Source organism: Actinomycetospora succinea, assembly GCF_004363095.1.
GTDB classification, from domain to species: Bacteria; Actinomycetota; Actinomycetes; order Mycobacteriales; family Pseudonocardiaceae; genus Actinomycetospora; species Actinomycetospora succinea.
This window is the reverse complement of the sequence record NZ_SNYO01000008.1, coordinates 229403-250013: the sequence shown is the minus strand read 5'-3', so window position 1 is coordinate 250013 and position 20611 is coordinate 229403. Positions and strand designations below refer to the sequence as shown.

Annotated in this window: 20 protein-coding genes and 2 pseudogenes; 12 read left to right on the top strand and 10 right to left on the bottom strand. The window is 73.6% G+C overall.

All coding sequences use genetic code 11. The annotated features are described in order from the left end of the window. Positions 1–297: 297 nt before the first annotated feature. The gene (locus EV188_RS24075; protein ID WP_133828834.1) at positions 298–1182 is read left to right on the top strand and encodes a hypothetical protein; all 885 of its coding nucleotides are present in this window, start codon (positions 298–300) and stop codon (positions 1180–1182) included. Between the two features lie 47 nt (positions 1183–1229). Here EV188_RS24075 and EV188_RS24070 read toward each other — a convergent pair whose 3' ends face one another. From EV188_RS24070 to mptB, 5 genes are read right to left on the bottom strand one after another with little or no spacing between them, the layout of a single operon-like run. Then, positions 1230–2195 carry a quinone oxidoreductase family protein gene (locus EV188_RS24070; RefSeq protein ID WP_133828833.1) on the bottom strand — a complete coding sequence of 322 codons (966 nt, stop codon included), beginning with the start codon at positions 2193–2195 and terminating at the stop codon, positions 1230–1232. Positions 2196–2197: 2 nt separating this feature from the next. Then, a complete protein-coding gene (locus EV188_RS24065) occupies positions 2198–3166 on the bottom strand; it encodes a COX15/CtaA family protein (protein WP_243741957.1) in 969 nt (322 codons plus the stop codon). Between the two features lie 30 nt (positions 3167–3196). Continuing rightward, on the bottom strand, positions 3197–3910 hold the full coding sequence (locus EV188_RS24060) for an ABC transporter permease (protein WP_133828870.1): 714 nt from the start codon (positions 3908–3910) through the stop codon (positions 3197–3199). Positions 3911–3963: 53 nt separating this feature from the next. Continuing rightward, complete coding sequence (locus tag EV188_RS24055; RefSeq protein WP_424922952.1) at positions 3964–4893, bottom strand: ABC transporter ATP-binding protein; 930 nt, start codon at positions 4891–4893, stop codon at positions 3964–3966. Positions 4894–4903: 10 nt separating this feature from the next. Next, a complete protein-coding gene (gene mptB / locus EV188_RS24050) occupies positions 4904–6466 on the bottom strand; it encodes a polyprenol phosphomannose-dependent alpha 1,6 mannosyltransferase MptB (protein WP_166660041.1) in 1563 nt (520 codons plus the stop codon). 155 nt (positions 6467–6621) lie between these two features. Between mptB and EV188_RS24045 the strand changes: the two are divergent. The 9 genes and pseudogenes from EV188_RS24045 to EV188_RS24005 all read left to right on the top strand — a co-directional run. Further along, positions 6622–7365, top strand: a pseudogene (locus EV188_RS24045) (helix-turn-helix transcriptional regulator); the annotation flags it as partial. Further along, positions 7362–8813 carry a Fe-S cluster assembly protein SufB gene (gene sufB / locus EV188_RS24040; protein WP_133828831.1) on the top strand — a complete coding sequence of 484 codons (1452 nt, stop codon included), beginning with the start codon at positions 7362–7364 and terminating at the stop codon, positions 8811–8813. The pseudogene EV188_RS24045 and the gene sufB, both read left to right, overlap by 4 nt. Then, positions 8810–10069: a Fe-S cluster assembly protein SufD gene (sufD, locus tag EV188_RS24035; protein ID WP_133828830.1), complete on the top strand. Its 1260-nt coding sequence runs from the start codon at positions 8810–8812 to the stop codon at positions 10067–10069. The genes sufB and sufD overlap by 4 nt, the downstream gene beginning before the upstream one ends. Before the next feature lie 47 nt (positions 10070–10116). Further along, positions 10117–10887 (top strand): Fe-S cluster assembly ATPase SufC, encoded by a 771-nt coding sequence (gene sufC / locus EV188_RS24030; RefSeq protein ID WP_133828829.1) that lies wholly within the window; start codon positions 10117–10119, stop codon positions 10885–10887. Further along, positions 10884–12188, top strand: coding sequence for a cysteine desulfurase (locus EV188_RS24025; RefSeq protein WP_133828828.1), 1305 nt, complete (start codon positions 10884–10886; stop codon positions 12186–12188). The genes sufC and EV188_RS24025 overlap by 4 nt, the downstream gene beginning before the upstream one ends. Beyond that, complete coding sequence (gene sufU, locus EV188_RS24020) at positions 12185–12646, top strand: Fe-S cluster assembly sulfur transfer protein SufU (protein WP_133828827.1); 462 nt, start codon at positions 12185–12187, stop codon at positions 12644–12646. The genes EV188_RS24025 and sufU overlap by 4 nt, the downstream gene beginning before the upstream one ends. Beyond that, positions 12643–13050 carry a metal-sulfur cluster assembly factor gene (locus EV188_RS24015; protein WP_133828826.1) on the top strand — a complete coding sequence of 136 codons (408 nt, stop codon included), beginning with the start codon at positions 12643–12645 and terminating at the stop codon, positions 13048–13050. The genes sufU and EV188_RS24015 overlap by 4 nt, the downstream gene beginning before the upstream one ends. Before the next feature lie 115 nt (positions 13051–13165). Beyond that, positions 13166–13525 (top strand): PadR family transcriptional regulator, encoded by a 360-nt coding sequence (locus EV188_RS24010; protein ID WP_243741956.1) that lies wholly within the window; start codon positions 13166–13168, stop codon positions 13523–13525. After that, positions 13522–14553 carry a hypothetical protein gene (locus EV188_RS24005; protein WP_133828825.1) on the top strand — a complete coding sequence of 344 codons (1032 nt, stop codon included), beginning with the start codon at positions 13522–13524 and terminating at the stop codon, positions 14551–14553. Before EV188_RS24010 ends, EV188_RS24005 begins: the two co-directional genes overlap by 4 nt. Before the next feature lie 160 nt (positions 14554–14713). On the opposite strand, the gene EV188_RS24000 is transcribed toward EV188_RS24005, so the two are convergent. From EV188_RS24000 to EV188_RS23980, 5 genes are all read right to left on the bottom strand, one after another. Beyond that, positions 14714–15733 carry an adenylate/guanylate cyclase domain-containing protein gene (locus EV188_RS24000; protein ID WP_133828824.1) on the bottom strand — a complete coding sequence of 340 codons (1020 nt, stop codon included), beginning with the start codon at positions 15731–15733 and terminating at the stop codon, positions 14714–14716. Then, positions 15730–16176, bottom strand: a complete 447-nt coding sequence (locus tag EV188_RS23995) for a universal stress protein (protein WP_133828823.1) — start codon at positions 16174–16176, stop codon at positions 15730–15732. Before EV188_RS23995 ends, EV188_RS24000 begins: the two co-directional genes overlap by 4 nt. A 68-nt stretch (positions 16177–16244) precedes the next feature. Then, entirely contained in the window at positions 16245–17489 is a 1245-nt protein-coding gene (locus EV188_RS23990; RefSeq protein WP_133828822.1) for a lycopene cyclase family protein, read from the bottom strand. Next, positions 17486–17884, bottom strand: a complete 399-nt coding sequence (locus EV188_RS23985) for a hypothetical protein (protein ID WP_133828821.1) — start codon at positions 17882–17884, stop codon at positions 17486–17488. The genes EV188_RS23990 and EV188_RS23985 overlap by 4 nt, the downstream gene beginning before the upstream one ends. A gap of 69 nt (positions 17885–17953) precedes the next feature. Continuing rightward, positions 17954–18730, bottom strand: a complete 777-nt coding sequence (locus EV188_RS23980; RefSeq protein WP_133828820.1) for an SDR family oxidoreductase — start codon at positions 18728–18730, stop codon at positions 17954–17956. A 134-nt stretch (positions 18731–18864) separates the two neighbouring features. Here EV188_RS23980 and EV188_RS33275 point away from each other — a divergent pair. Continuing rightward, positions 18865–19410, top strand: a pseudogene (locus tag EV188_RS33275) (ATP-binding cassette domain-containing protein); the annotation flags it as partial. Positions 19411–19485: 75 nt separating this feature from the next. Beyond that, complete coding sequence (locus tag EV188_RS33270; protein WP_424922953.1) at positions 19486–20460, top strand: ABC-F family ATP-binding cassette domain-containing protein; 975 nt, start codon at positions 19486–19488, stop codon at positions 20458–20460. Positions 20461–20611 lie beyond the last annotated feature (151 nt).

The following is a 20611-nucleotide window of genomic DNA, read 5'->3' as shown; positions in this document are numbered from 1 at the left end:
GGGCTGGCTGCACGAGTACAACCACCACCGGCCCCACAGCGCCACCGAGCGGCGACCCCCGATCACCCGCTTGACCAACCTGTCCGGTCAGTACATCTAGGTCTCGGCGGCGCGAGGGGCACGTTCGGCAGGCCTGGACGCCTCTCGATCATGCGGAACGTGCCGCTCGCGGCTCCGGGCTCGCGGGCCGGGTCGGCGAGAAGCACCTTCGGCAGGCGCCGAGGCCTGTGGACCATGCGCAACGTGCTCCTCGGAGCGTGAGGGAACCGATCGGGCTCCTCGCGTCTCCAATCCCGTGTGGACACCACTCGACCCTTCCGGACCCGCGACGCGCGCCAGGCCGGCGCCCCGACACGGGGCAGGCTCGCGGGCCCCGGCTTCCGTAGCCCGTTCCGCGGCACCCACGTCGCCGTGGCGGCGCCCGACGACCTCGTGTCGCGGGCGCATGCCGCGGCGCTGCTCGTCGACGATGCGGTGATCGGCGGCTACGCGGCGGCCGCACTGCACGGCGCCGACTGCGCGCCGCGGGACGCGCCGGTCGACCTCGTCGTCGGTCCGCGCCGCCATCGCCCGCGACCGGGCCTGCTCCTCCGGCAGGACCTCCTGCGTCCCGACGAGATCGTCGTCGTCGACGGGGTGTCGGTGACCTCGCCATTGCGCACGGCCTACGACCTCGTGCGAGCCGTGGACTTCGTCGAGGGCGTCGTCGCGCTCGACGCGTTGGCGGCTGTGGGTGAGTTCGAGCCCGAGGCGATCCTCGAGCACGTCGGCGGCCGCTCGCGTCCCCGGGGACACCGGCGGCTCGCGCCGGCCGTCGAGGCCGCAGAGCCGGGGTCGGGGAGCCCACCGGAGACCCGCCTGCGGTTGGTGCTCGTCGAGCACGGGATCCCGCGTCCGGTGGTGCAGTGTCCCGTGCCGGGGGTGCGCGCGGCGTGGGTCCCCCACGTGGACCTGGGATGGCCGGAGCTCAAGGTCGCTGTCGAGTACCAGGGCGACCTCCACCGGACGGACCCCGAACAGTGGCGCCGCGACCAGGAGCGGTGGGCTGTGCTCGGCGCCGCCGGGTGGCTCGTCATCCCGGCGACGTGGGAGGACCTCTACCGGCGGCCGGCGACCTTTGCTGCGCGGGTGCGGGAGGCCCTGGAGGTGCGGACGGCTGAGCGAGCGGCACGCTCGGCATGATCGAACAGCGTCGCGGCCTGCCGAAGGTGCCGTTCGCCGGGCGCCCCTCAGGGCCGCAGCAGGAGCTTGCCCGTCGTGCGGCGGGACTCGAGGTCGCGGTGGGCCGTCGCGGCGTCGTCGAGGGCGTAGCGGCCGCCGATCCGCACGGAGAGATCGCCCGCGGCCACCGCCGAGAACACCGCCGAGGCGCGCGCCGCGAGCATCTCGGGGGTGCGGACGTGCCAGTGCAGCGACGGGCGGGTGAGGTAGAGCGAGCCGCCGCTGTTGAGGCGCTGCGGGTCGACGGGCGGGACCGGGCCGCTGGCGGCGCCGTAGAGGGCCAGCACGCCCCGGATGCGCAGGCTGGCGAGAGAGGCGTCGAAGGTCGAGGCGCCGACGCCGTCGTAGACCACCGCGACGCCCTCGCCGCCGGTCAGAGCGCGGACACGGTCGGCGAGGTCGTCGCCGTAGCGCAGGGTCTCGTCGGCGCCGGCCTCGCGGGCCAGGGCGTCCTTCTCGGGCGACGAGGTGGTCGCGATGACCCGGGCGCCCAGCGAGCGCGCCATCTGACAGAGCAGCAGGCCCATGCCGCCCGCCCCGGCGTGCACGAGGACGTCGTCGCCGGGCGCGACGGGGTAGGTGTCGTGGAGCAGGTAGTGCGCGGTCATGCCCTGCAGGGCCACGGCGGTCGCGGTCTCGAGGTCGACGGCGTCGGGGACGACCACGAGGTCGGTCTCCGGGACCACCGCGAGCGTCGCGTAGGCGCCGAGGGTGTTGGTCCAGGCGACGCGGTCGCCGGGCGCGACGGTGGTGACGCCCGGGCCGACAGCGCGCACCGTGCCGCCGCCCTCGACACCGGGGACGAAGGGCAGCGGCATGGGGTAGATGCCGGTGCGAAAGTAGGTGTCGATGTAGTTGACGCCGACGGCCGCGAGCTCGACGAGTGCCTGGCCCTCGCCCGGCTCGGGGTCGGGCAGGTCGGTGGGGTCGAGGACCTCAGGGCCGCCGAGCTGCGAGACCTGGATCGCGTGCACGGTCAGGACCGCCCGGCCAGCGCGGGGGCGGGGCTGTCGACGGGGTCGGGCGCCGGGTCGGGCTCGGCCGTCGCGGACCAGAGCCAGGCGGCCGCGGCCACGGTGACCACGGCCCCGAGGACGTGCAGGGCCACGAGCAGCTCCGGGACGCCGAGGGCGTACTGGATCCCGCCGAGCGCGCCCTGCGCGAGGGTGAGGACGACGAGCACCCGGAAGCGCAGGATCACCGCGCGCGGCACGGTCACGGCGTGCGCCATGAAGCCCACGCCGACGAGCAGGCCGAGGAACGCGAAGAGCAGGTGGGCGTGGGCCGTCGCGAGCGTCGGGAGGGGCACGGCCTCGAGGCGCGGGGTCGCGGCGTCGCCGCCGTGCGGGCCGGCCGCGGTGACGAGCGTGCCCGCGACGAGCAGGGCGACGAGCACCACCGAGGTGACGGCGAGCAGCCCGCGTAGTGCCTGCGGGACGGCGGGGCGCCACGGCGTGCCGGGCGGCGTGGCCAGGGCGGCGGGGGAGGACTCGCGCACCAGCAGCACCGCGAGCCAGATCAGCGGGATCGTCACGAGGAAGTGCGGCGCGACGGTGTACCAGGCCAGGCCGGTGAGCACGGTGACGCCGCCGATGACGGCCTGGGCGACGACGCCGAGCGGCATCGTCGCGGCGAGCAGGATCAGGCGCCCGCGGCGGGGCCGGACGTTGAGGGCGGCGAGCAGGCAGGCGCCGGTGATCAGCACGAGGGCGATCCCGAGCAGGCGGTTGCCGAACTCGACCCACTGGTGCAGCACCGCGATCTCCGGGTGCGGCACCGGGACGAGGCTGCCCGGGAAGCACTCGGGCCAGGTCGGGCACCCGAGCCCGGACCCGGTCACGCGGACGACGGCACCGGTGACCGCGATCCCGGCCTGGCCGACGACGGCGGCCATCGCGAGGCCGTGCATCAGCCGGGGCGGTGTGGCGGGGAGACGCTCCAGCACAGGCGTGATCCTACGTCGCGTCGTAGGGAGTCAGCTCCAACGCACGGTGCGGGTGGCGACGCCGCCCGCGACGAGCGTCCAGACGAGCAGGACGACGACGTGCCCGAGCGACGGCGTGCCGCCGGCGAGTGCCGTGCGCAGGCCCTCCGCGAGCGCCCCGGACGGCAGGAGCTGCACGACGGTGGCGAGCGGCCCGGGCAGCGCGGCGGCGGGCACGAGCACCCCGCCCGCGAACAGCAGGACGAACCAGACGACGTTGGCGACGGCGAGCGTGAGCTCGGCGCGCAGCGTCCCGCCGAGCAGCACGCCGACGGCGCCGAACGCCGCCGTGCCGAGCACGATGAGCAGGCACACCCAGCCCGGCGATCCCGCGCCCGGCCGCCAGCCCAGCGCGATCGCGACGACCGCGAGCACCACGACCTGCACGAGCACCACGGCGGCCATCCCGCCGAGGCGCCCGCACACGATCAGCCAGCGGGGGACCGCGGTGGCCGCGAGCCGGCGCAGCACCCCGTAGCGGCGGTCGAAGCCCAGCGAGATCGCCTGGCTCGTGAACGCCGTCGACATGATCGCGAGCGCCAGGACCGTGCCGAGCGCGGACGTCGCCCGCGGCTCGGGCAGCGGGACGACCCGCAGCAGCGTGAGCCCGACGAGCAGCGCGAGCGGGATGATCAGCGTCAGCAGGACCTGCTCGCCCTGGCGCAGCGCCAGCTTGGTCTCGAGGACCACCTGCGTGGCGAGCATCCGGCCCAGCTGTCCGCGACCGGGCGCCGGGGTGAAGGTGCCGGGGGAGAACGTCACGACCGCAACTCTCTCCCCGTGAGCTCCAGGAACACGTCCTCGAGGCTGCGGCGCGCGACGCGCAGGTCGTCGGCGAGCACACCCTGGCGCGCGCACCACGACGTCACCGTGGACAGGACCTGCGGGTCGATGGAGCCCTCGACGAGGTAGCTGCCCGCGCTCGGCTCCGACACCGTGCAGCCCTCGGGGAGCGCGTCGGCGAGCAGGCGCAGGTCCATGCCCGCGGCGGCGCGGAAGCGCAGCTCGCGGTCGGCGCCGGCGGCGGTCAACGTGTCCGGGCTGCCCTCGGCGACCGATCGCCCGTGGTCGATGATCACGATGTGGTCGGCGAGGGTCTCGGCCTCCTGCATGAGGTGCGTGGTCAGCAGCACCGCGACGCCGTCGGCGCGCAGGGCCCGCACGAGGTCCCAGACGAGGCGGCGGCCCTGCGGGTCGAGGCTCGCGGTGGGCTCGTCGAGGAACACCAGCTCGGGGCGCCCGACGACGGCGCACGCGAGGGCGAGGCGCTGCTGCTGGCCCACCGACAGGCGCTTGTAGGGCTTGCGGGCGCAGGCGGCGAGGCCGAGCGTCTCGACGAGCCAGTCGGGGTCGAGGGGGTTCGCCGAGCAGGTGGCGACGAGGCCGACCATCTCGCGCACGCGCACGCCGGGGTACGCGCCGCCGCCCTGCGGCATCACGCCGATGCGGGCGCGCAGGGCGTCGGGCGCGCCGGCCGGGTCGGTGCCGAGCACCCGGACCTGGCCCGCGTCACGGGTGCGCAGGCCCTCGCAGACCTCGACGGTGGTGGTCTTGCCGGCGCCGTTGGGCCCGAGCAGGGCGAGCACCTGGCCCGGCGCGAGGTCCAGGTCGAGCCCGTCCACGGCCGGCCGGCCCTGGTAGCGCACGACGAGGTCGCGCACCTCCAGCGCGCCTGCGGATCCGGACACGCCCGACAGCCTAGGTGGCCGGTGTGCGCGTCACGCGCCCGCGCACGGCGACGAGCGGGACCAGCGCGAGCAGCGCCGCGGCCGTGATGGCCATGGGCAGCTGGTAGGTGCGGAACGAGAAGTCGGCGCCCGTGGGCGGCACCAGGAGGGCGACGATCGCACAGATGGCGACGGCGAACCCGCGGATCTTCGGGTTGCGCACCGACGCGGCCAGCGGGACGACGGCCCACAGCAGGTACCAGGGGTGCAGCACCGGCCCGGCGAGGAACACCGCGCCGAACCCGTAGCCCATGCCCGCGACGGCGTGCAGGCGCCCGTTCAGCACCATGAACACCAGCAGCACGCACACCAGGGCGGCGACGCCGAGCCCGGCGGCGCGCGTGAGGTCGAGGACGGCGTCGGTGTGGTCGCCGAGGCCGAGGATCCCGCCGAGCCAGCCGCCGAGCACGCCGAGGTCGGTGGTGACCGAGAGCCAGCTGCGCAGCAGGTTCGGCACCGCGAGGGCCTGGATCCATCCGAATCCCAGCCCGCTGCCGACCGAGACGGCGACGACCATCCCCAGCCCGAGCGCCGAGCAGCCCGCGCCGTAGCGCACGAGGCGCGCGAACCCGCCGCCCCGTTCGTGGGCGACGTGCGCGGCGAGGAAGCCGAGGGCCACCACGGCGGGGATCTTCCCGGAGGCGCCGAGCCCGATCAGCAGCGCGCCGAGCACCCAGGAGCGCCGCATGCCGATCTCCATGCCGGCGAGGACGACGCCCAGCATGATCGCGTCGTTGTGGATGCCGCTGACCAGGTGGAACAGGACCAGAGGGCTGATCGCGAGCCACAGCGCGGCGATCGGCTCGACGCCGGCGCGGCGGGCGAGGTGCGGCACCGCCCAGATCACGAGGCCCAGCGAGGCGAGCGCGAGCGCGCGGTGCAGGTAGACGCCGAGCACGATGTCGTCGCCCGCGATGCCGGTGATGAGGCGCCCGAACGTCAGGAAGCCGGGCCCGTACGGCGAGGGCGTGGTCCGCCAGATCGTCGGGATGCTCGCGACCAACGGGTCGGAGAGCCCGAGGGCCTGCGCGGCGCCGTAGATGTAGGGGTCGAAGCCCCGGGAGACGACCTCGGCCTGGGAGAGGTAGCCGTAGACGTCGGTGGAGAACAGCGGCGGCGCGACGGCCAGCGGCGCCATCCACATGACGAGGATGCGCGTCAGCTGGCGCACCGAGAGGCGCACGCGGCCGGGCCAGGCGAGCCGCCCGAGCCACAGCCAGGCGAGCACGAGCATGCCCATGCCGATGTAGGCGAGCGTCAGCGAGACCGTCGGCATCCGGCCCCACAGCCCGAGCACGCGGGTGCCGAGCAGCGGGTTGTAGGCCGGGGCCGGCGTCGCCCCGCACCCCAGCGCGCCGACGGCCATGAGCAGCGCGCCGGTGGTGCCGAAGCGGCGCACGATCCGCAGGCGGCGGCGCTCGTCGGGCGTCGGCGGGGGAGGCTGCGCGCCGGGCGGCGTCACGGCGGGGGCGTCGTGGGATCCGGAGGGGGGCACGGCAGCAGGCACCTGCGGGGCCTCCGTCGTGCCGGTCACGGTCGGGGACGATACCGAGGGCGATCGGGACCCCCGGCCGGTGCACCCCGCGACCCCGGTGCGCGGAGTGAGGGTAGGTAACCCTTCGTGAGTGCGATCACCCCGCCCGGTCCGGGGGTCCGCTTTGCCGGGCGGCGACAAATAAGCAAGACTGGTGTTGTCAAAAGAAGGCCGACCCGACCGAGCACGTGCAGGAGGTGAGGACAATGAGCGTCGACGGGCACGACGGCCGGACGCGGGACCTCATCGTCCGCCGACTCCTGGAGCACGGCCCCACCACGGCGAAGGACCTCGCCGGGGTGCTGGGGCTGTCCGGGGCGGCGGTGCGCCGGCACCTCGACGCGCTGATCGCCGAGGCCACGGTGACCACCCGGGACGCTCCCCGCGCCGGTCGCGGTCGCGGGCGTCCCGCCCGACAGCACCTGCTCACCGAGCAGGGTCGCCGGCGCGCCGGGGGCGACGAGAACGACGTCGCCGAGCTCGCCGTCGCGGTGCTGCGCGAGCTGTCCGACGTGCTGGGGGACGACGCGGTCCGCGCGTTCGCCCGCCGGCGGGTCGAGGGCATGCTCGCCGAGCACCGCGAGGAGATCGGCGCCCACGCCGACCAGGCCGAGCGGGTGCACGCGCTCGCCGGCGCGCTCTCCCACGAGGGCTACGCGGCCTCGTCCCGTGCCACCACGGCGGGCGAGGCCCTCTGTCAGCACCACTGCCCGGTGGCCGGAGTGGCCGCCGAGTTCCCGCAGCTGTGCGAGGCGGAGACCGAGGTCTTCGCGGAGCTCCTGGGCACCCACGTCCAGCGGCTGTCCACCATCGCGCGCGGCGACGCCGCGTGCACCACGCACGTGTCCCGACAGCAGGGCTCCACCACCACCGACGTCAAGGGAAGGCAGGTCGTATGACCACCTCCGCGGAGCGGACCACCCCCACCGCCCCGACCGAGCTCACCCAGGAGGAGACCCTCGCGGCGCTCGGGCAGTACCAGTTCGGGTGGCACGACAGCGACGTCGCCGGGGCGAGCGCGCAGCGAGGCCTGAACGAGGCGGTCGTGCGCGACATCTCGGACAAGAAGTCCGAGCCCGACTGGATGCTGCAGGCGCGCCTCAAGGCGCTGAGCACGTTCGAGAAGAAGCCGATGCCGCAGTGGGGCTCCGACCTCTCGGGCATCGACTTCGACAACATCAAGTACTTCGTGCGGTCGACGGAGAAGCAGGCCCAGAGCTGGGAGGACCTGCCCGACGACATCAAGGCGACCTACGACAAGCTCGGCATCCCCGAGGCCGAGAAGGCCCGCCTGGTCGCCGGTGTCGCGGCGCAGTACGAGTCCGAGGTCGTGTACCACCAGATCCGCGAGGACCTGGAGGAGCAGGGCGTCATCTTCATGGACACCGACACCGGGCTGCGCGAGCACCCGGAGCTGTTCGAGGAGTACTTCGGCTCGGTCATCCCGGCCGGCGACAACAAGTTCTCCGCGCTCAACTCGGCGGTGTGGTCCGGCGGCTCGTTCATCTACGTGCCCAAGGGCGTCCACGTGGACATCCCGCTGCAGGCCTACTTCCGGATCAACACCGAGAACATGGGCCAGTTCGAGCGGACGCTGATCATCGTCGACGAGGACGCCTACGTCCACTACGTCGAGGGCTGCACGGCGCCGATCTACTCGTCGGACTCGCTGCACTCCGCGGTCGTCGAGATCGTCGTGAAGAAGGGCGGCCGCTGCCGCTACACGACCATCCAGAACTGGTCGAACAACGTCTACAACCTGGTCACGAAGCGCGCCAAGGCCGAAGAGGGCGCGACCATGGAGTGGGTCGACGGCAACATCGGCTCCAAGGTGACCATGAAGTACCCGGCCGTCTGGCTGACCGGGCCGCACGCCAAGGGCGAGGTGCTCTCGGTGGCGTTCTCCGGCGAGGGCCAGCACCAGGACGCGGGCGCCAAGATGGTGCACCTCGCGCCCCACACGTCGTCGACGATCATCTCGAAGTCGGTGGCGCGCGGCGGCGGGCGCACCAGCTACCGCGGCCTCGTGCGCGTCAACAAGGGCGCGCACCACTCGCGGTCGACGGTGAAGTGCGACGCGCTGCTGGTCGACACGATCAGCCGCTCGGACACCTACCCGTACGTCGACGTCCGCGAGGACGACGTGACGATGGGCCACGAGGCGACCGTCTCGAAGGTCAGCGAGGACCAGCTCTTCTACCTGATGTCCCGCGGCCTCACCGAGGACGAGGCCATGGCGATGATCGTGCGCGGGTTCGTCGAGCCCATCGCGCGCGAGCTCCCCATGGAGTACGCGCTCGAGCTCAACCGCCTGATCGAGCTGCAGATGGAGGGTGCGGTCGGATGACCGAGCCGATTGCGCAGACCGGGGGCGGCACGACGACCGCCCCCGGCGCCCCGGTCCTCGACGTGGACCCGGGGATCAAGACGGCCAGCAGCCCGAAGACCGCTCCCTGGGAGGAGCGACACACCTCCTACGACGTCGAGTCGTTCGAGGTCCCGCGCGGGCGTGAGGAGCAGTGGCGCTTCACGCCGCTGCGCCGCCTGCGCGGGCTCCACGACGGCTCGGCGAGCGCCGACGGCGCGGTCGCGGTGTCGGTGCGCGCCGGGTTCGGCGACAGCGCCACCGACCTCGCCGGCACGGGGACGCGGCACGAGACCGTGGGTCGGGACGACCCGCGCCTCGGCGACGGCGGCATCCCCGCCGACCGCGTGGCCGCGCAGGCCTGGTCGTCGGTCGAGCAGGTGCACGTGGTGACGGTGAACGAGGCGCGCTCGGACGACGAGCCGCTCACGATCACGGTGACCGGGCCGGGCGCCGGCGAGACGGCGTACGCCCACCTGCAGCTGCGCCTCGAGCATCACGCCGAGGCCGTCGTGGTCCTCGACCACCGCGGCTCCGGCACCGTCGCGGCGAACACCGAGTTCGTCGTCGCCGACGGCGCCAAGCTCGAGGTCGTCGAGGTGCACGACTGGGCCGACGACGCCGTGTACGTCGGCGCCCAGCACCTCTCGGTCGGGCGCGACGCCACGATCCGGCACACCTCGGTGACGCTCGGCGGCGACCTCGTGCGCCTGTCCCCGGTCATCAACTACCGGGCGCCTGGCGGCGACGTCGAGCTCGACGGGCTGTACTTCGCCGACGGCGGTCAGCACTTCGAGCAGCGCCTGCTCGTCGACCACTCGGTCGAGAACTGCCGCTCGCGCGTGATGTACAAGGGCGCGCTGCAGGGCGCCGAGGGTGGCACGGCGGCCCACACGGTCTGGATCGGCGACGTGCTGATCCGCAAGGCCGCGGAGGGCACCGACACCTACGAGCTCAACCGCAACCTGCTGCTCACCGACAACGCCCGCGCCGACTCGGTGCCGAACCTCGAGATCGAGACGGGCGAGATCCTCGGCGCCGGCCACGCCAGCGCCACGGGAAGGTTCGACGACGAGCAGCTGTTCTACCTGATGGCGCGGGGGATCCCCGAGGCCCAGGCCCGCCGACTGGTCGTCCGCGGCTTCTTCGGCGAGGTCATCCAGAAGGTCCGCGTGCCGGCGCTGCGCGACCGTCTCGAGGCGGCCATCGAGGCCGAGCTCGAGGTCGTCGGCGTCTGAGCCGGCACTGATCCCCCCTTCCACCACGTACTGCTGAAAGAGGCTTGATGTCCACCCTCGAGATCCGCGACCTGCACGTCGAGGTCGAGACCGAGTCCGGCCCCAAGGAGATCCTCCGCGGCGTCGACCTCACCGTGAGCTCGAACGAGACCCACGCGATCATGGGTCCGAACGGCTCCGGCAAGTCCACGCTCGCGTACTCGATCGCGGGCCACCCGAAGTACACCGTCACGAAGGGCCAGGTGCTCCTCGACGGCGAGGACGTCCTGGAGATGGCGGTCGACGAGCGTGCGCGCGCCGGGCTCTTCCTGGCGATGCAGTACCCCGTCGAGGTGCCCGGCGTCTCGATGTCGAACTTCCTGCGCTCGGCGGCCACCGCCACGCGCGGCGAGGCGCCGAAGGTGCGGCACTGGGTCAAGGAGGTCAAGGGCGCGATGTCCGACCTCGACATCGACCCGGCGTTCGCCGAGCGCAGCGTCAACGAGGGCTTCTCCGGCGGCGAGAAGAAGCGCCACGAGGTGCTGCAGATGTCGCTGCTGAAGCCGAAGATCGCCGTGCTCGACGAGACCGACTCGGGCCTCGACGTCGACGCCCTGCGCGTCGTGTCGAAGGGCGTCAACGACTACAAGGCCGCCTCCGACGTCGGCATCCTGCTGATCACCCACTACACGCGGGTCCTGCGCTACATCGCGCCGGACAAGGTCCACGTGTTCGTCAACGGCCGCGTCGCCGAGTCGGGCGGGCCCGAGCTCGCCGAGGAGCTCGAGACGAACGGCTACGAGCGCTTCACGGGCGCCAAGGAGGAGCAGCCGGCATGACCGCACTCGCACCCACCGCTGCCGGGGGTGCGACCCTGGATGTCGCGAAGATCCGTGCGGACTTCCCCATCCTGAGCCGCACCGTCCGCGACGGGAAGCCGCTGGTCTACCTGGACTCGGGCGCGACCTCCCAGCGCCCGCGGCAGGTGCTCGACGCCGAGCGCTCGTTCCTCGAGACGTCCAACGCGGCCGTGCACCGCGGCGCGCACGCGCTGGCCGAGGAGGCCACCGACGCCTACGAGTCCGCCCGCGAGCGGATCGCGGCGTTCGTCGGCGCGGACGTCGGCGAGATCGTGTTCACGAAGAACGCGACCGAGGGGCTCAACCTCGTCGCCTACGGGATGAGCAACGCGTCCGTCGGCGACGGTGTCGAGGCGGCCGCCGAGCGCTTCCGTCTCGGGCCGGGCGACGAGATCGTCACGACCGAGATGGAGCACCACGCCAACCTCGTGCCGTGGCAAGAGCTCTGCCGGCGCACCGGGGCGACGCTGCGGTGGTTCTCGGTGACGCGCGACGGGCGGCTCGACCTCGAGAACGACCCGATCACCGAGCGCACCAAGGTCGTCGCGTTCACCCACCAGTCGAACGTGCTGGGCACCGTCCCGCCGGTCGAGGAGCTGGTGCGGCGGGCGCGCGCGGTCGGCGCCTACACGGTGCTCGACGCCTGCCAGTCGGTGCCGCACGCGCCGGTCGACCTGCACGCCCTCGGCGTCGACTTCGCGTCGTTCTCCGGGCACAAGATGCTCGGGCCGTCGGGGATCGGCGTGCTCTACGGGCGCCGCGAGCTGCTCGAGGCGCTCCCGCCGTTCCTCACCGGCGGCTCGATGATCGAGCTGGTCCGCATGGAGGGCTCGACCTACGCGCCGCCGCCGGCGCGGTTCGAGGCCGGCGTGCCGATGACGTCGCAGGCCATCGGGCTCGGCTCGGCCGTCGACTACCTCTCGGCGATCGGCATGGACGCCGTCAAGGCCCACGAGAACGAGCTGACCGGCGCCGCTCTGGTCAAGCTCCAGGACCTGCCCGGCGTCACGATCATCGGCCCGCGTTCCACCGAGGCCCGCGGCGGGGCGGTGGCCTTCGAGATCGAGGGCATCCACCCGCACGACGCCTCGCAGGTGCTCGACGACTCCGGTATCGCCGTGCGCGTCGGGCACCACTGCGCGTGGCCGCTGCACCGGGCGTTCGGCGTGCAGTCGTCGATCCGCGCGAGCTTCCACGTCTACAACACGCTCGAGGAGGTCGACGCGCTGGTGGCCGGGGTGCGGCGGGCCCAGGAGTTCTTCGGGGTGGTGCCCTCGTGAAGCTCGACTCGATGTACCAGGAGATCATCCTGGACCACTACCGCAACCCGCACGGCCGCGGGCTGCGCGACCCGTTCGAGGCCGAGGTCCACCACGTGAACCCGACCTGCGGCGACGAGGTCACCGTCCGCGTGCACCTGTCGGGCGGCGAGGGGCGCGACGCCAAGGTCGAGGACCTCTCGTACGACGCGCTCGGGTGCTCGATCAGCCAGGCGGCGACGTCGGTGGCCTACGACCTGCTCGTCGGGCACACCGTCGGCGAGGCGTTCGAGACCCTCGACGCCTACCAGGAGATGGTGCAGGGTCGGGGCAAGGTCGAGCCGGACGAGGACGTGCTCGACGACGCCGTCGCGTTCGCCGGCGTGGCCGCCTACCCGGCGCGCGTGAAGTGCGCCCTGCTCGGCTGGCTGGCGTTCAAGGACGCCGTCGCCCAGGCTCAAGCTGGAGGTAACCCATGACCGAAGAGACCGTTCAGCGCGGCGCGGCCGGGATGCCCGAGGCCCCGGCCCAGAGCGCCGACCTGCCCTCCTACGACGACCTCGAGGAGGCCATGCGCGACGTCGTCGACCCCGAGCTCGGGATCAACGTCGTCGACCTCGGCCTGCTCTACGGCATCGACGTGCACGGCGGCTCCGAGGACGTGGCCGGCCCGGTGGTCACCCTCGACATGACGCTGACCTCGGCGGCCTGCCCGCTGACCGACGTCATCGAGGACCAGGCCCGCGCCGCCCTGACCCAGGGCCCCGGCGGGGGACTGGCGAAGGACGTGCGCATCAACTGGGTCTGGATGCCGCCGTGGGGTCCGGACAAGATCACTGACGACGGTCGCGAGCAGCTCCGCGCGCTCGGCTTCACCGTCTAGCACTCTCTCGCGGGACCGAAGGGCGCCCTCCCTGCTCCATGAGCAGCGAGGGCGCCCTTCACTCGTTCGGGGAGATCGTTGTTCCCATGCCTCGCATTGCGATATATATCGATGCATGGCACGACGATCCCTGTCGGAGCAGACCTTCCTGGTGCTCACGGCCCTCTCCGCCGAGCCGCTCCATGGCTACGGCATCGTCCGCGCGGCGAGCGAGCTCTCGGGCGGCGAGGTGACCCTGCGCGTCGGGACCCTCTACGGCGCCCTCGACCGGCTGTGCGCCGACGGGCTGGTGGAGCCCGACCGCGAGGAGATCCACCAGGGCCGGGCGCGCCGGTACTACCGGATCACCGACACTGGGATGGCCGAGCTCGTCCGCGACGCCGGGCGACGCGCCCACATGGCCGACGTGGCACTCGAGCGAGGACGGGCGAGCCGCCGGGTCCCGGGGCTCCCGACGGGGGAGGCGAGCGCGTGAGCACCGAGGACCGCTACCGACGCCTGCTGGGCCTGCTGCCGGCCTGGTACCGCGAGCGCTACGGCGACGAGATGGTCGACGTCTACCTCGCCGGGCACCGCGAGCAGGACGCCCGGCCCGGCGCCGGCGAGGTCGCGGCGACCGCGCGGCTGGCCGTCACCACACGCCTACGGGCCGCCGGGCGCCCGTCCCGGGCGACGCTGTGGCTCGTCGCGCTGGTCGCGGCGTCGCTCATGGCGGCGCGTGCATCCTCGACGTTGTGGTCGATGGTGGACAGCTACCTCTCCACCCCGGCGACGTGGTCGCTCGGCGCCGACGGACACCTCGTCGAGACGTCGGCGAGCTTCGCGGGCGGCAGCCCCTTCGAGTTCGGGCTGTACGACCTGCTGTGGGTCGCCGTGCTGGTCCTGCTCCTCGTCGGGGTGCGCCGTGCCGCTCTCGTCGTCGCGCTGCCCGTCGCGGTCCTCGACGTCAGCGCCGGCCTCGGCCCGCTGGTCGGGCGCGACGCGCGGTCCCTGCCGTTGGACGCCACGCTCACCGACGCCCGCGCCGTCGTCCTGCCGATGGTCGTGATCGCCGCGCTCGTGCTGGCCCGCAGCGCCGCGGGGGCGCTCCCGCGGGTCCGCGAGCGGGTCGTCGCGGCCGGGCTCACCGTCGGCGCCGTGGGCGCGACCGCCTACGGCCCGTTCCTGCTCCTCACCGAGGACACCACCCTCCGGCCCTGGTCGTTCTGGGCGATGCTCGCCCTGGTGCTGCCGGTCGCGGGAGTCGTGGTGCTGCTCATGAGCCGCTGGCTCGACCCCGCCTGGCCCGCGGCGCTGCTGACCCTCGCGGTGGTCGCGCTCGTCGCCGGCCCGCTCCCCGCCGGCCAGGTCACCACCCTGCGCTTCGTGGAGTCGATCGCCCTCGGCATGTCGTGCGCCGCCGCCGCCGCGGTGCTCGCCGCCGTCGCCTGGTTCCTGTCCGCCGGTCGGTACGTCCCGGAGCACGTGGGCGAGACACCGCTCCGCCGGGAGATCGCCGCCTGACGAGGCACGAGGGGCACGTCCCGCAGGCCCGGAGACCGGGTGATCATGCCGAACGTGCCCTTCGGTGCATCGCGGTCACCAAGCCGCGGTGATCAACGGGGACTTCCGACGCGTAGAAGCAGCGAACATCCCATTGAGCACGCCGATAGGGCGTTCGCTGCTAACGCTGGCGCTCGCGCACCACGTGCGGGCGCAGGTGCCGGTAGCCGCGGACGGCGACGCCGGGTACCGACCGGATCTCGAGGTCCAGGTCGGTGGCGCGCAGGGCCTCGGTGAGGTCCTCGTCGACGAGCACCGTGCCCGGGCGCGCCTCGGAGGTCAGGCGGCTGGCGATGTTGACGACGGGGCCGTAGACGTCGCCGTAGCGGGGGAGGACCTCGCCGAGCGCGAGCCCCACGCGCAGGGCGAGGCGGCCCTCGTCGTCGGGCACCTCCTCGTGGAGGCGGAAGGCGATGTCGACGGCGTCCTCGACGCGCTCGCAGACGAAGAGGATCTCGTCGCCGAGGGTCTTGACGATGCGCCCGCGGCGGCGCGCGACGACGTCGGCGGACACCGTCTCGAAGCGTTCGAGCAGCGCGCGCAGCTCGACCTCGTCGATCTTCCGGGACAGGCTGGTGAACCCGACGATGTCCGCGAAGCCCACCACGACGCGGTTCTCCGACGGCCCGTCACCGTCGGGGCGGGCGAGCGTCGAGAGCATCCGCCCGGCGGTCACGGCGAGGTGGCGGCGCCAAACGTAGGACTGGAGCTTCTCGAGGGTCGGGACGAGCGCCTCGACGGCGTCGACGATCGCGTCCGGGTCGTGGGCGAGGCCCGCGTCGGCGATGGTGCGGCGCACGAGCGTCGCCTGCCACTCGGCGAGGCGGCCGAGGCCTTGGCCGAGCGCGCGGGCGACTGCCAGCTCCTCGGCCTCGTCGAACGTGTCCTCGTCGAGCAGGCGCCCCGAGAGCTCGAGCGCGTCGACGTCGGCCTCGGCGAACCCGCGCACGTCGTCTGGCGTGGCGGGGAAGCCGAGCGAGCTCCACAGCCGCGAGGTGTGCTCCGGGGTGAAGCCGGTGCGGTCCTGGACCTCGCCGCGCGTCATGGTCCGGGGGCCGCGGAGGAGCAGGTCCTCGATCCGCTCCTGCGCCCGCGCCCACCGCTCGGCGTCGGCGGGCGCGGGGTCCGGACCCGCCGTCACGTGGTGTGGACGATGAGGACGTCGCTGCCGGCGCGCCGGGAGATGCCCTGCGGGACCGAGCCGAGCAGGCGGCCCGCGAGGCTGTTCAGGCCCCGGTTGCCGACGACGACCAGGTCGGCCTTGCGGTCGGTGACGACCTCGACGACCCGCTCGATCGGGTCGCCCTGCACGGCCACGGTGTCGATCTCGACCGAGCCCTTGGCGGCGGCGCGCTCGCGGGCGTCGCGCAGCGTCTCCTCGGCCGGCGTCGACCCGATGACGTGGAAGGCCGCGTCCTCGCCCAGCGCCTGCTCGGCCTCGCCGGTCGACTTCGCCGGCTTGTAGGCGCAGATGATGAGCAGCAGGGCCTTGCTGTCGGCCGCGATCGTCGCCGCGCGGTCGACGGCGCGGAACGACGACTCCGAGCCGTCCGTGCCGACGGCCACGGTCTGGTAAGCACCCATCGCGGAGAATCCCTCCTCCTCGGTGGCGGGTCACGAACCCGTCACGATTACGGTTCGCGAGCGTACCGCTACTGCTCCGTTCGGACGCTCCGGGCCCCGAACAGCGTTCCCCTGATCAGGTGACCGCGGAGGCGGGGTGTCAGTCGTCCGAACAACGACGTCATGGCCGCCAGGGATGCGCCGACGTCCTCACGGGCGTCCAGATAGGCGCGGCGGTGGCCGTCGGGCAGCGAGAAGAAGCGCTCGAAGAACGCCGGCACCTCGCCGGGCGGCATCGCCAGCAGCGTCTCCAGGCCGCGGCGGCGCAGGGCGTGCACGGTGACCGCCGCGGGGGAGCGCACGACCCGGCGGGCCGCGCGGGCGACGCCGATCGGCTCCGTCCCGCCGCGGAGGGCGTCGGCGAGCACGGTGGCGACGCGCGGCGACAGGCACAGCGAGGTGGCGAGGCTGAAGCCCGACGCCGGGTGCACGAGCGGGTCGGCCGCGCCGACCGCGACGACGCCCGAGGGGGAGCGGTGTCGCGGCGAGTCGACGGGGAAGCGCACCTTCTCGACGTCGGCGGGGTCGTCGGGGATCTCCGCGTCGGTCAGCCCCGCCGCGCGCAGCCGGGCCCGCAGCCGGGCGCGCAGCTCGGGCATGGGGAGCCCCGGACGGCGGGCGAGCGAGGTCTCCTCGAGCAGCACCCGCTCGTCGTCGAGGGGCACCGCGTAGAGGAACGTCGGCCAGCCGGGCCGGCCGTGGGCGGGGCGCCAGTCCATGAACAGCAGCCGGTCGCCGCTGACCCGGGCCGCCACCGCGCGGGGCACGACCACCCCGAACGCCGTCTGCTCGGCCCGCGGGCGGCCGCTGTCGATCTCGCGGGCCGTCCCGCGCCGGGCCAGGGCCTGGCGGGCGCCGGTGGCGTCGACGACGACGCGGGCGGTGACGGTGCTGCCGTCCTCGAGCACCAGGGACGGGTGGCGCCCGGCGCCGGCCGGGGTCACACCGACACCGCGCCCGCGCCGGACGGCGACCACGGGGTCGGTGAGGTGCGCCTGGAGCGCGGCGGTGTCGAGCACGACGTACTCGTCGGGGAGCTCGTGGGTGCGCTGCGCGATCGCCACGCCCGGCCCGCGCGCGGCGACGAGCTCGCCGGGCAGGTCGTCGGGCAGCTCGTGGGTCCAGGCGCCGTAGGTGTGGGTCCAGGCCCGCTGCGGGCGGGGGTCGACGAGCAGGGTGCGCAGGTCGCGGGCGGCGCACGAGCGCGCGAGAGCCCGGCCGGCGGGTCCCGCGCCGGCCACGACGACGTCGGCGACCGGGGCGGCGGGACTCACCTGTCGCGGTCCTCGGCCTCGGCGCGCGCCATCTCCTCCAGGGCGGCGCGGTCGGCCTTGGCCCGGGCGTTCCAGCGGCGCATCTCGGGCGGGTACCCGGTGACCGTGACGTCGTGGCACGCGACCTTCACCGAGCGCGCCAGCTTCTCCGCGGCCCGCGGCGTGCCGACCCGCCGGCGCGTCCACTCGCCGTCGAACGCCACGGCGACGACGGTGGTGTCGGTCGCCGTGGTCTCCGGCTCGACGTAGAACGCGACGCCCTCGCGGGACTTCGCGAAGGCCCGGAGGTGCTCGAGGTCCGCCGGGCCGCCCTCGCGGTCGAGCACCTGGCGCTGGCCGCCCGCGCCCACACCGCTCGAGCCGCCGCCGCGGCGCCACCTGCTGAACAGACCCATGGGCACCTCCTGATCACGTCCATTGTGCCCGTGTCCGGTTGAGATGGCCGTTGGGTTCATGACCGGGCGTCACGTGCTCCCGGTCGCCAGCATCCCGCCGTCGACGCGCACGGTCTCTCCGGTGATCCAGGACGCCGCGTCGGACACGAGGAACCCGACCAGGGCGGCGACGTCCTCCGGGGTGCCGAGCCGCTTCATCGGGTAGCGCGACGCGACCTCGTCCTCGCCCTGCACGTAGAGGGCCTCGGCGAAGCGGGTCTTCACCACCGCGGGCGCGACGGCGTTCACCCGGATCGTGGGCCCGAGCTGCCACGCGAGCTCCTCGGTGAGCCGGATCAGCGCGGCCTTCGACGCCCCGTAGGCGCCGATCACGCCGCTGGAGCGGAAGCCGCCCACCGACGCCATGTTGACGACCGCGCCGCCGTGCTCGCCCATCCACGCGCGGTAGGCCTCCTGGACGAAGCCCAGCGCGGCCACGACGTTCACGTCGAAGATCTTCGACACCGCGGCGAGGTCGGCGTGCACGAGCGGGCCGTACTGCGGGTTGATGCCCGTGTTGTTGACCAGCACGTCCAGCGACCCGAAGCGCTCGACGGTCCGGTCGACGGCCTCGGTCCGCGACGCCGCGTCGCCCGAGTTGCCCGGCAGGGCCAGCACCCGGTCCGGCGCACCCAGCGACGCCGCCGCCTCGTCCAGCTCCGCCTGCTTGCGCGCGGTGATGGTGACCGCGGCCCCGCGCTCGAGCAGGTGCCGGGCGACACCGAGGCCGATCCCGCGGCTCGCGCCCGTGACGAGCGCCGCGCGGCCGGTGAGATCCCGGGGGACAGGGGACGTGGCGTCGGTCATGCGCGCACCCTAGAGCGGGGAACGAGGATCAGCGCCAGGTAAACTGGACCCTCGGCGAGGCCGCGTCCGCCCGCCCCGACGACCCCTCACCGAGGACTTCTCCAGTGATCACCGCGTCCGATCTCGAGCTGCGCGCAGGCTCCCGCGTCCTGCTCGCCGGGGCGACCCTGCGCGTCCAGCCGGGCGACCGGATCGGTCTGGTCGGGCGCAACGGCGCGGGCAAGACGACGAGCCTGCGCTGCCTCGCGGGCGTCGGCGAGCCCTACGGCGGCACCATCCGCTCGACGGGCCCGGTAGGCTACCTGCCGCAGGACCCGCGCGAGGGCGACCTCACGGTGCTGGCGCGCGACCGGGTGCTCTCCGCGCGCGGGCTCGACGAGCTGCTGCGCGAGATGGAGAAGACCCAGACCGCGATGGCCGAGCTCGCCGACGACGCGGCGCGCGACAAGGCCATCGCGAAGTACGGCCGCCTCGAGGAGCGCTTCGCCGACCTCGGGGGCTACGCCGCCGAGAGCGAGGCCGGGCGGATCTGCTCGAACCTCGGCCTGCCCGGCCGGGTGCTCACCCAGCCGCTGCGCACGCTCTCGGGCGGTCAGCGCCGGCGCGTGGAGCTCGCCCGCATCCTGTTCGCGGCCAGTGGTGACGCGGGCGGCAACGCCGGGACGACGCTGCTGCTCGACGAGCCCACCAACCACCTCGACGCCGACTCGATCGGCTGGCTGCGCTCGTTCCTCCAGGCCCACGAGGGCGGGGTCGTGGTGATCAGCCACGACACCGAGCTCATCGAGGCCGTGGTCAACAAGGTGTGGTTCCTCGACGCCACGCGCGGCGAGCTCGACGTCTACAACATGGGCTGGAAGAAGTACCAGCAGGCCCGTGCCGACGACGAGGCCCGGCGGCGCCGCGAGCGCGCCAACGCCGAGAAGAAGGCGGGCGCGCTGCAGGTCCAGGCCGCGAAGATGGGCGCGAAGGCCACCAAGGCCGTCGCGGCCAAGCAGATGGCACGCCGCGCGCAGGCGATGCTCGACGGCCTCGACGAGCAGCGCGTCGACGACAAGGTCGCCCACATCCGCTTCCCGGCGCCCGCCTCGTGCGGCCGGGTGCCGATGACCGCCGAGGGCCTGTCGAAGACCTACGGCTCGCTCGAGGTGTTCTCCGGCGTCGACCTCGCGGTGGACCGGGGCTCGCGGGTCGTCATCCTCGGGCTCAACGGCGCGGGCAAGACGACGCTGCTGCGCATCCTCGCGGGCGCCGAGACCCCCGACACCGGCGAGGTGGTGCCCGGCCACGGCCTGCGCACCGGCTACTTCGCCCAGGAGCACGACACGCTCGACATGGAGCGCAGCGTCTGGGAGAACGCCCGCAGCGCGGCCCCGGACACCCCGGAGCAGCAGCTGCGCACGCTGCTGGGCGCCTTCATGTTCACGGGCGAGCAGCTCGAGCAGCCCGCGGGCACGCTGTCCGGCGGCGAGCGCACCCGCCTCGCCCTCGCCGGCCTCGTGTCCAGCGCGGCCAACGTGCTGCTGCTCGACGAGCCCACCAACAACCTCGACCCGGCGAGCCGCGAGAAGGTCCTCGACGCCCTGCGGCGCTTCGAGGGCGCGGTCGTGCTCGTCACCCACGACCCCGGTGCGGTCGAGGCACTCGAGCCCGAGCGCGTCATCCTGCTGCCCGACGGCACCGAGGACCATTTCTCCGCCGATCACCTGGAACTCGTCGAGCTCGCCTAGTGAACGCACATTCAGTGACGAGTTAGTGCAGCTCCCGAAGGATCAGACAAACGGACGTCGATCACTCCGATCGGCCGAACCGCTTACCGATCACGGGAAATGTGCGATGGCGCACACTCCTCCGAACGATCATCATGGGTCGACCGGACCT

Coding starts and splice junctions, on each gene's coding strand:
- EV188_RS24060 (WP_133828870.1), bottom strand. CDS start 3,910: ATGCTCGCCACGCAGGTGGTCCTCGAGACCAAGCTGGCGCTGCGCCAG.
- sufB (WP_133828831.1), top strand. CDS start 7,362: ATGACCACCTCCGCGGAGCGGACCACCCCCACCGCCCCGACCGAGCTC.
- sufD (WP_133828830.1), top strand. CDS start 8,810: ATGACCGAGCCGATTGCGCAGACCGGGGGCGGCACGACGACCGCCCCC.
- sufC (WP_133828829.1), top strand. CDS start 10,117: ATGTCCACCCTCGAGATCCGCGACCTGCACGTCGAGGTCGAGACCGAG.
- EV188_RS24025 (WP_133828828.1), top strand. CDS start 10,884: ATGACCGCACTCGCACCCACCGCTGCCGGGGGTGCGACCCTGGATGTC.
- EV188_RS24015 (WP_133828826.1), top strand. CDS start 12,643: ATGACCGAAGAGACCGTTCAGCGCGGCGCGGCCGGGATGCCCGAGGCC.
- EV188_RS24010 (WP_243741956.1), top strand. CDS start 13,166: ATGGCACGACGATCCCTGTCGGAGCAGACCTTCCTGGTGCTCACGGCC.
- EV188_RS23995 (WP_133828823.1), bottom strand. CDS start 16,176: ATGGGTGCTTACCAGACCGTGGCCGTCGGCACGGACGGCTCGGAGTCG.
- EV188_RS23985 (WP_133828821.1), bottom strand. CDS start 17,884: ATGGGTCTGTTCAGCAGGTGGCGCCGCGGCGGCGGCTCGAGCGGTGTG.
- EV188_RS23980 (WP_133828820.1), bottom strand. CDS start 18,730: ATGACCGACGCCACGTCCCCTGTCCCCCGGGATCTCACCGGCCGCGCG.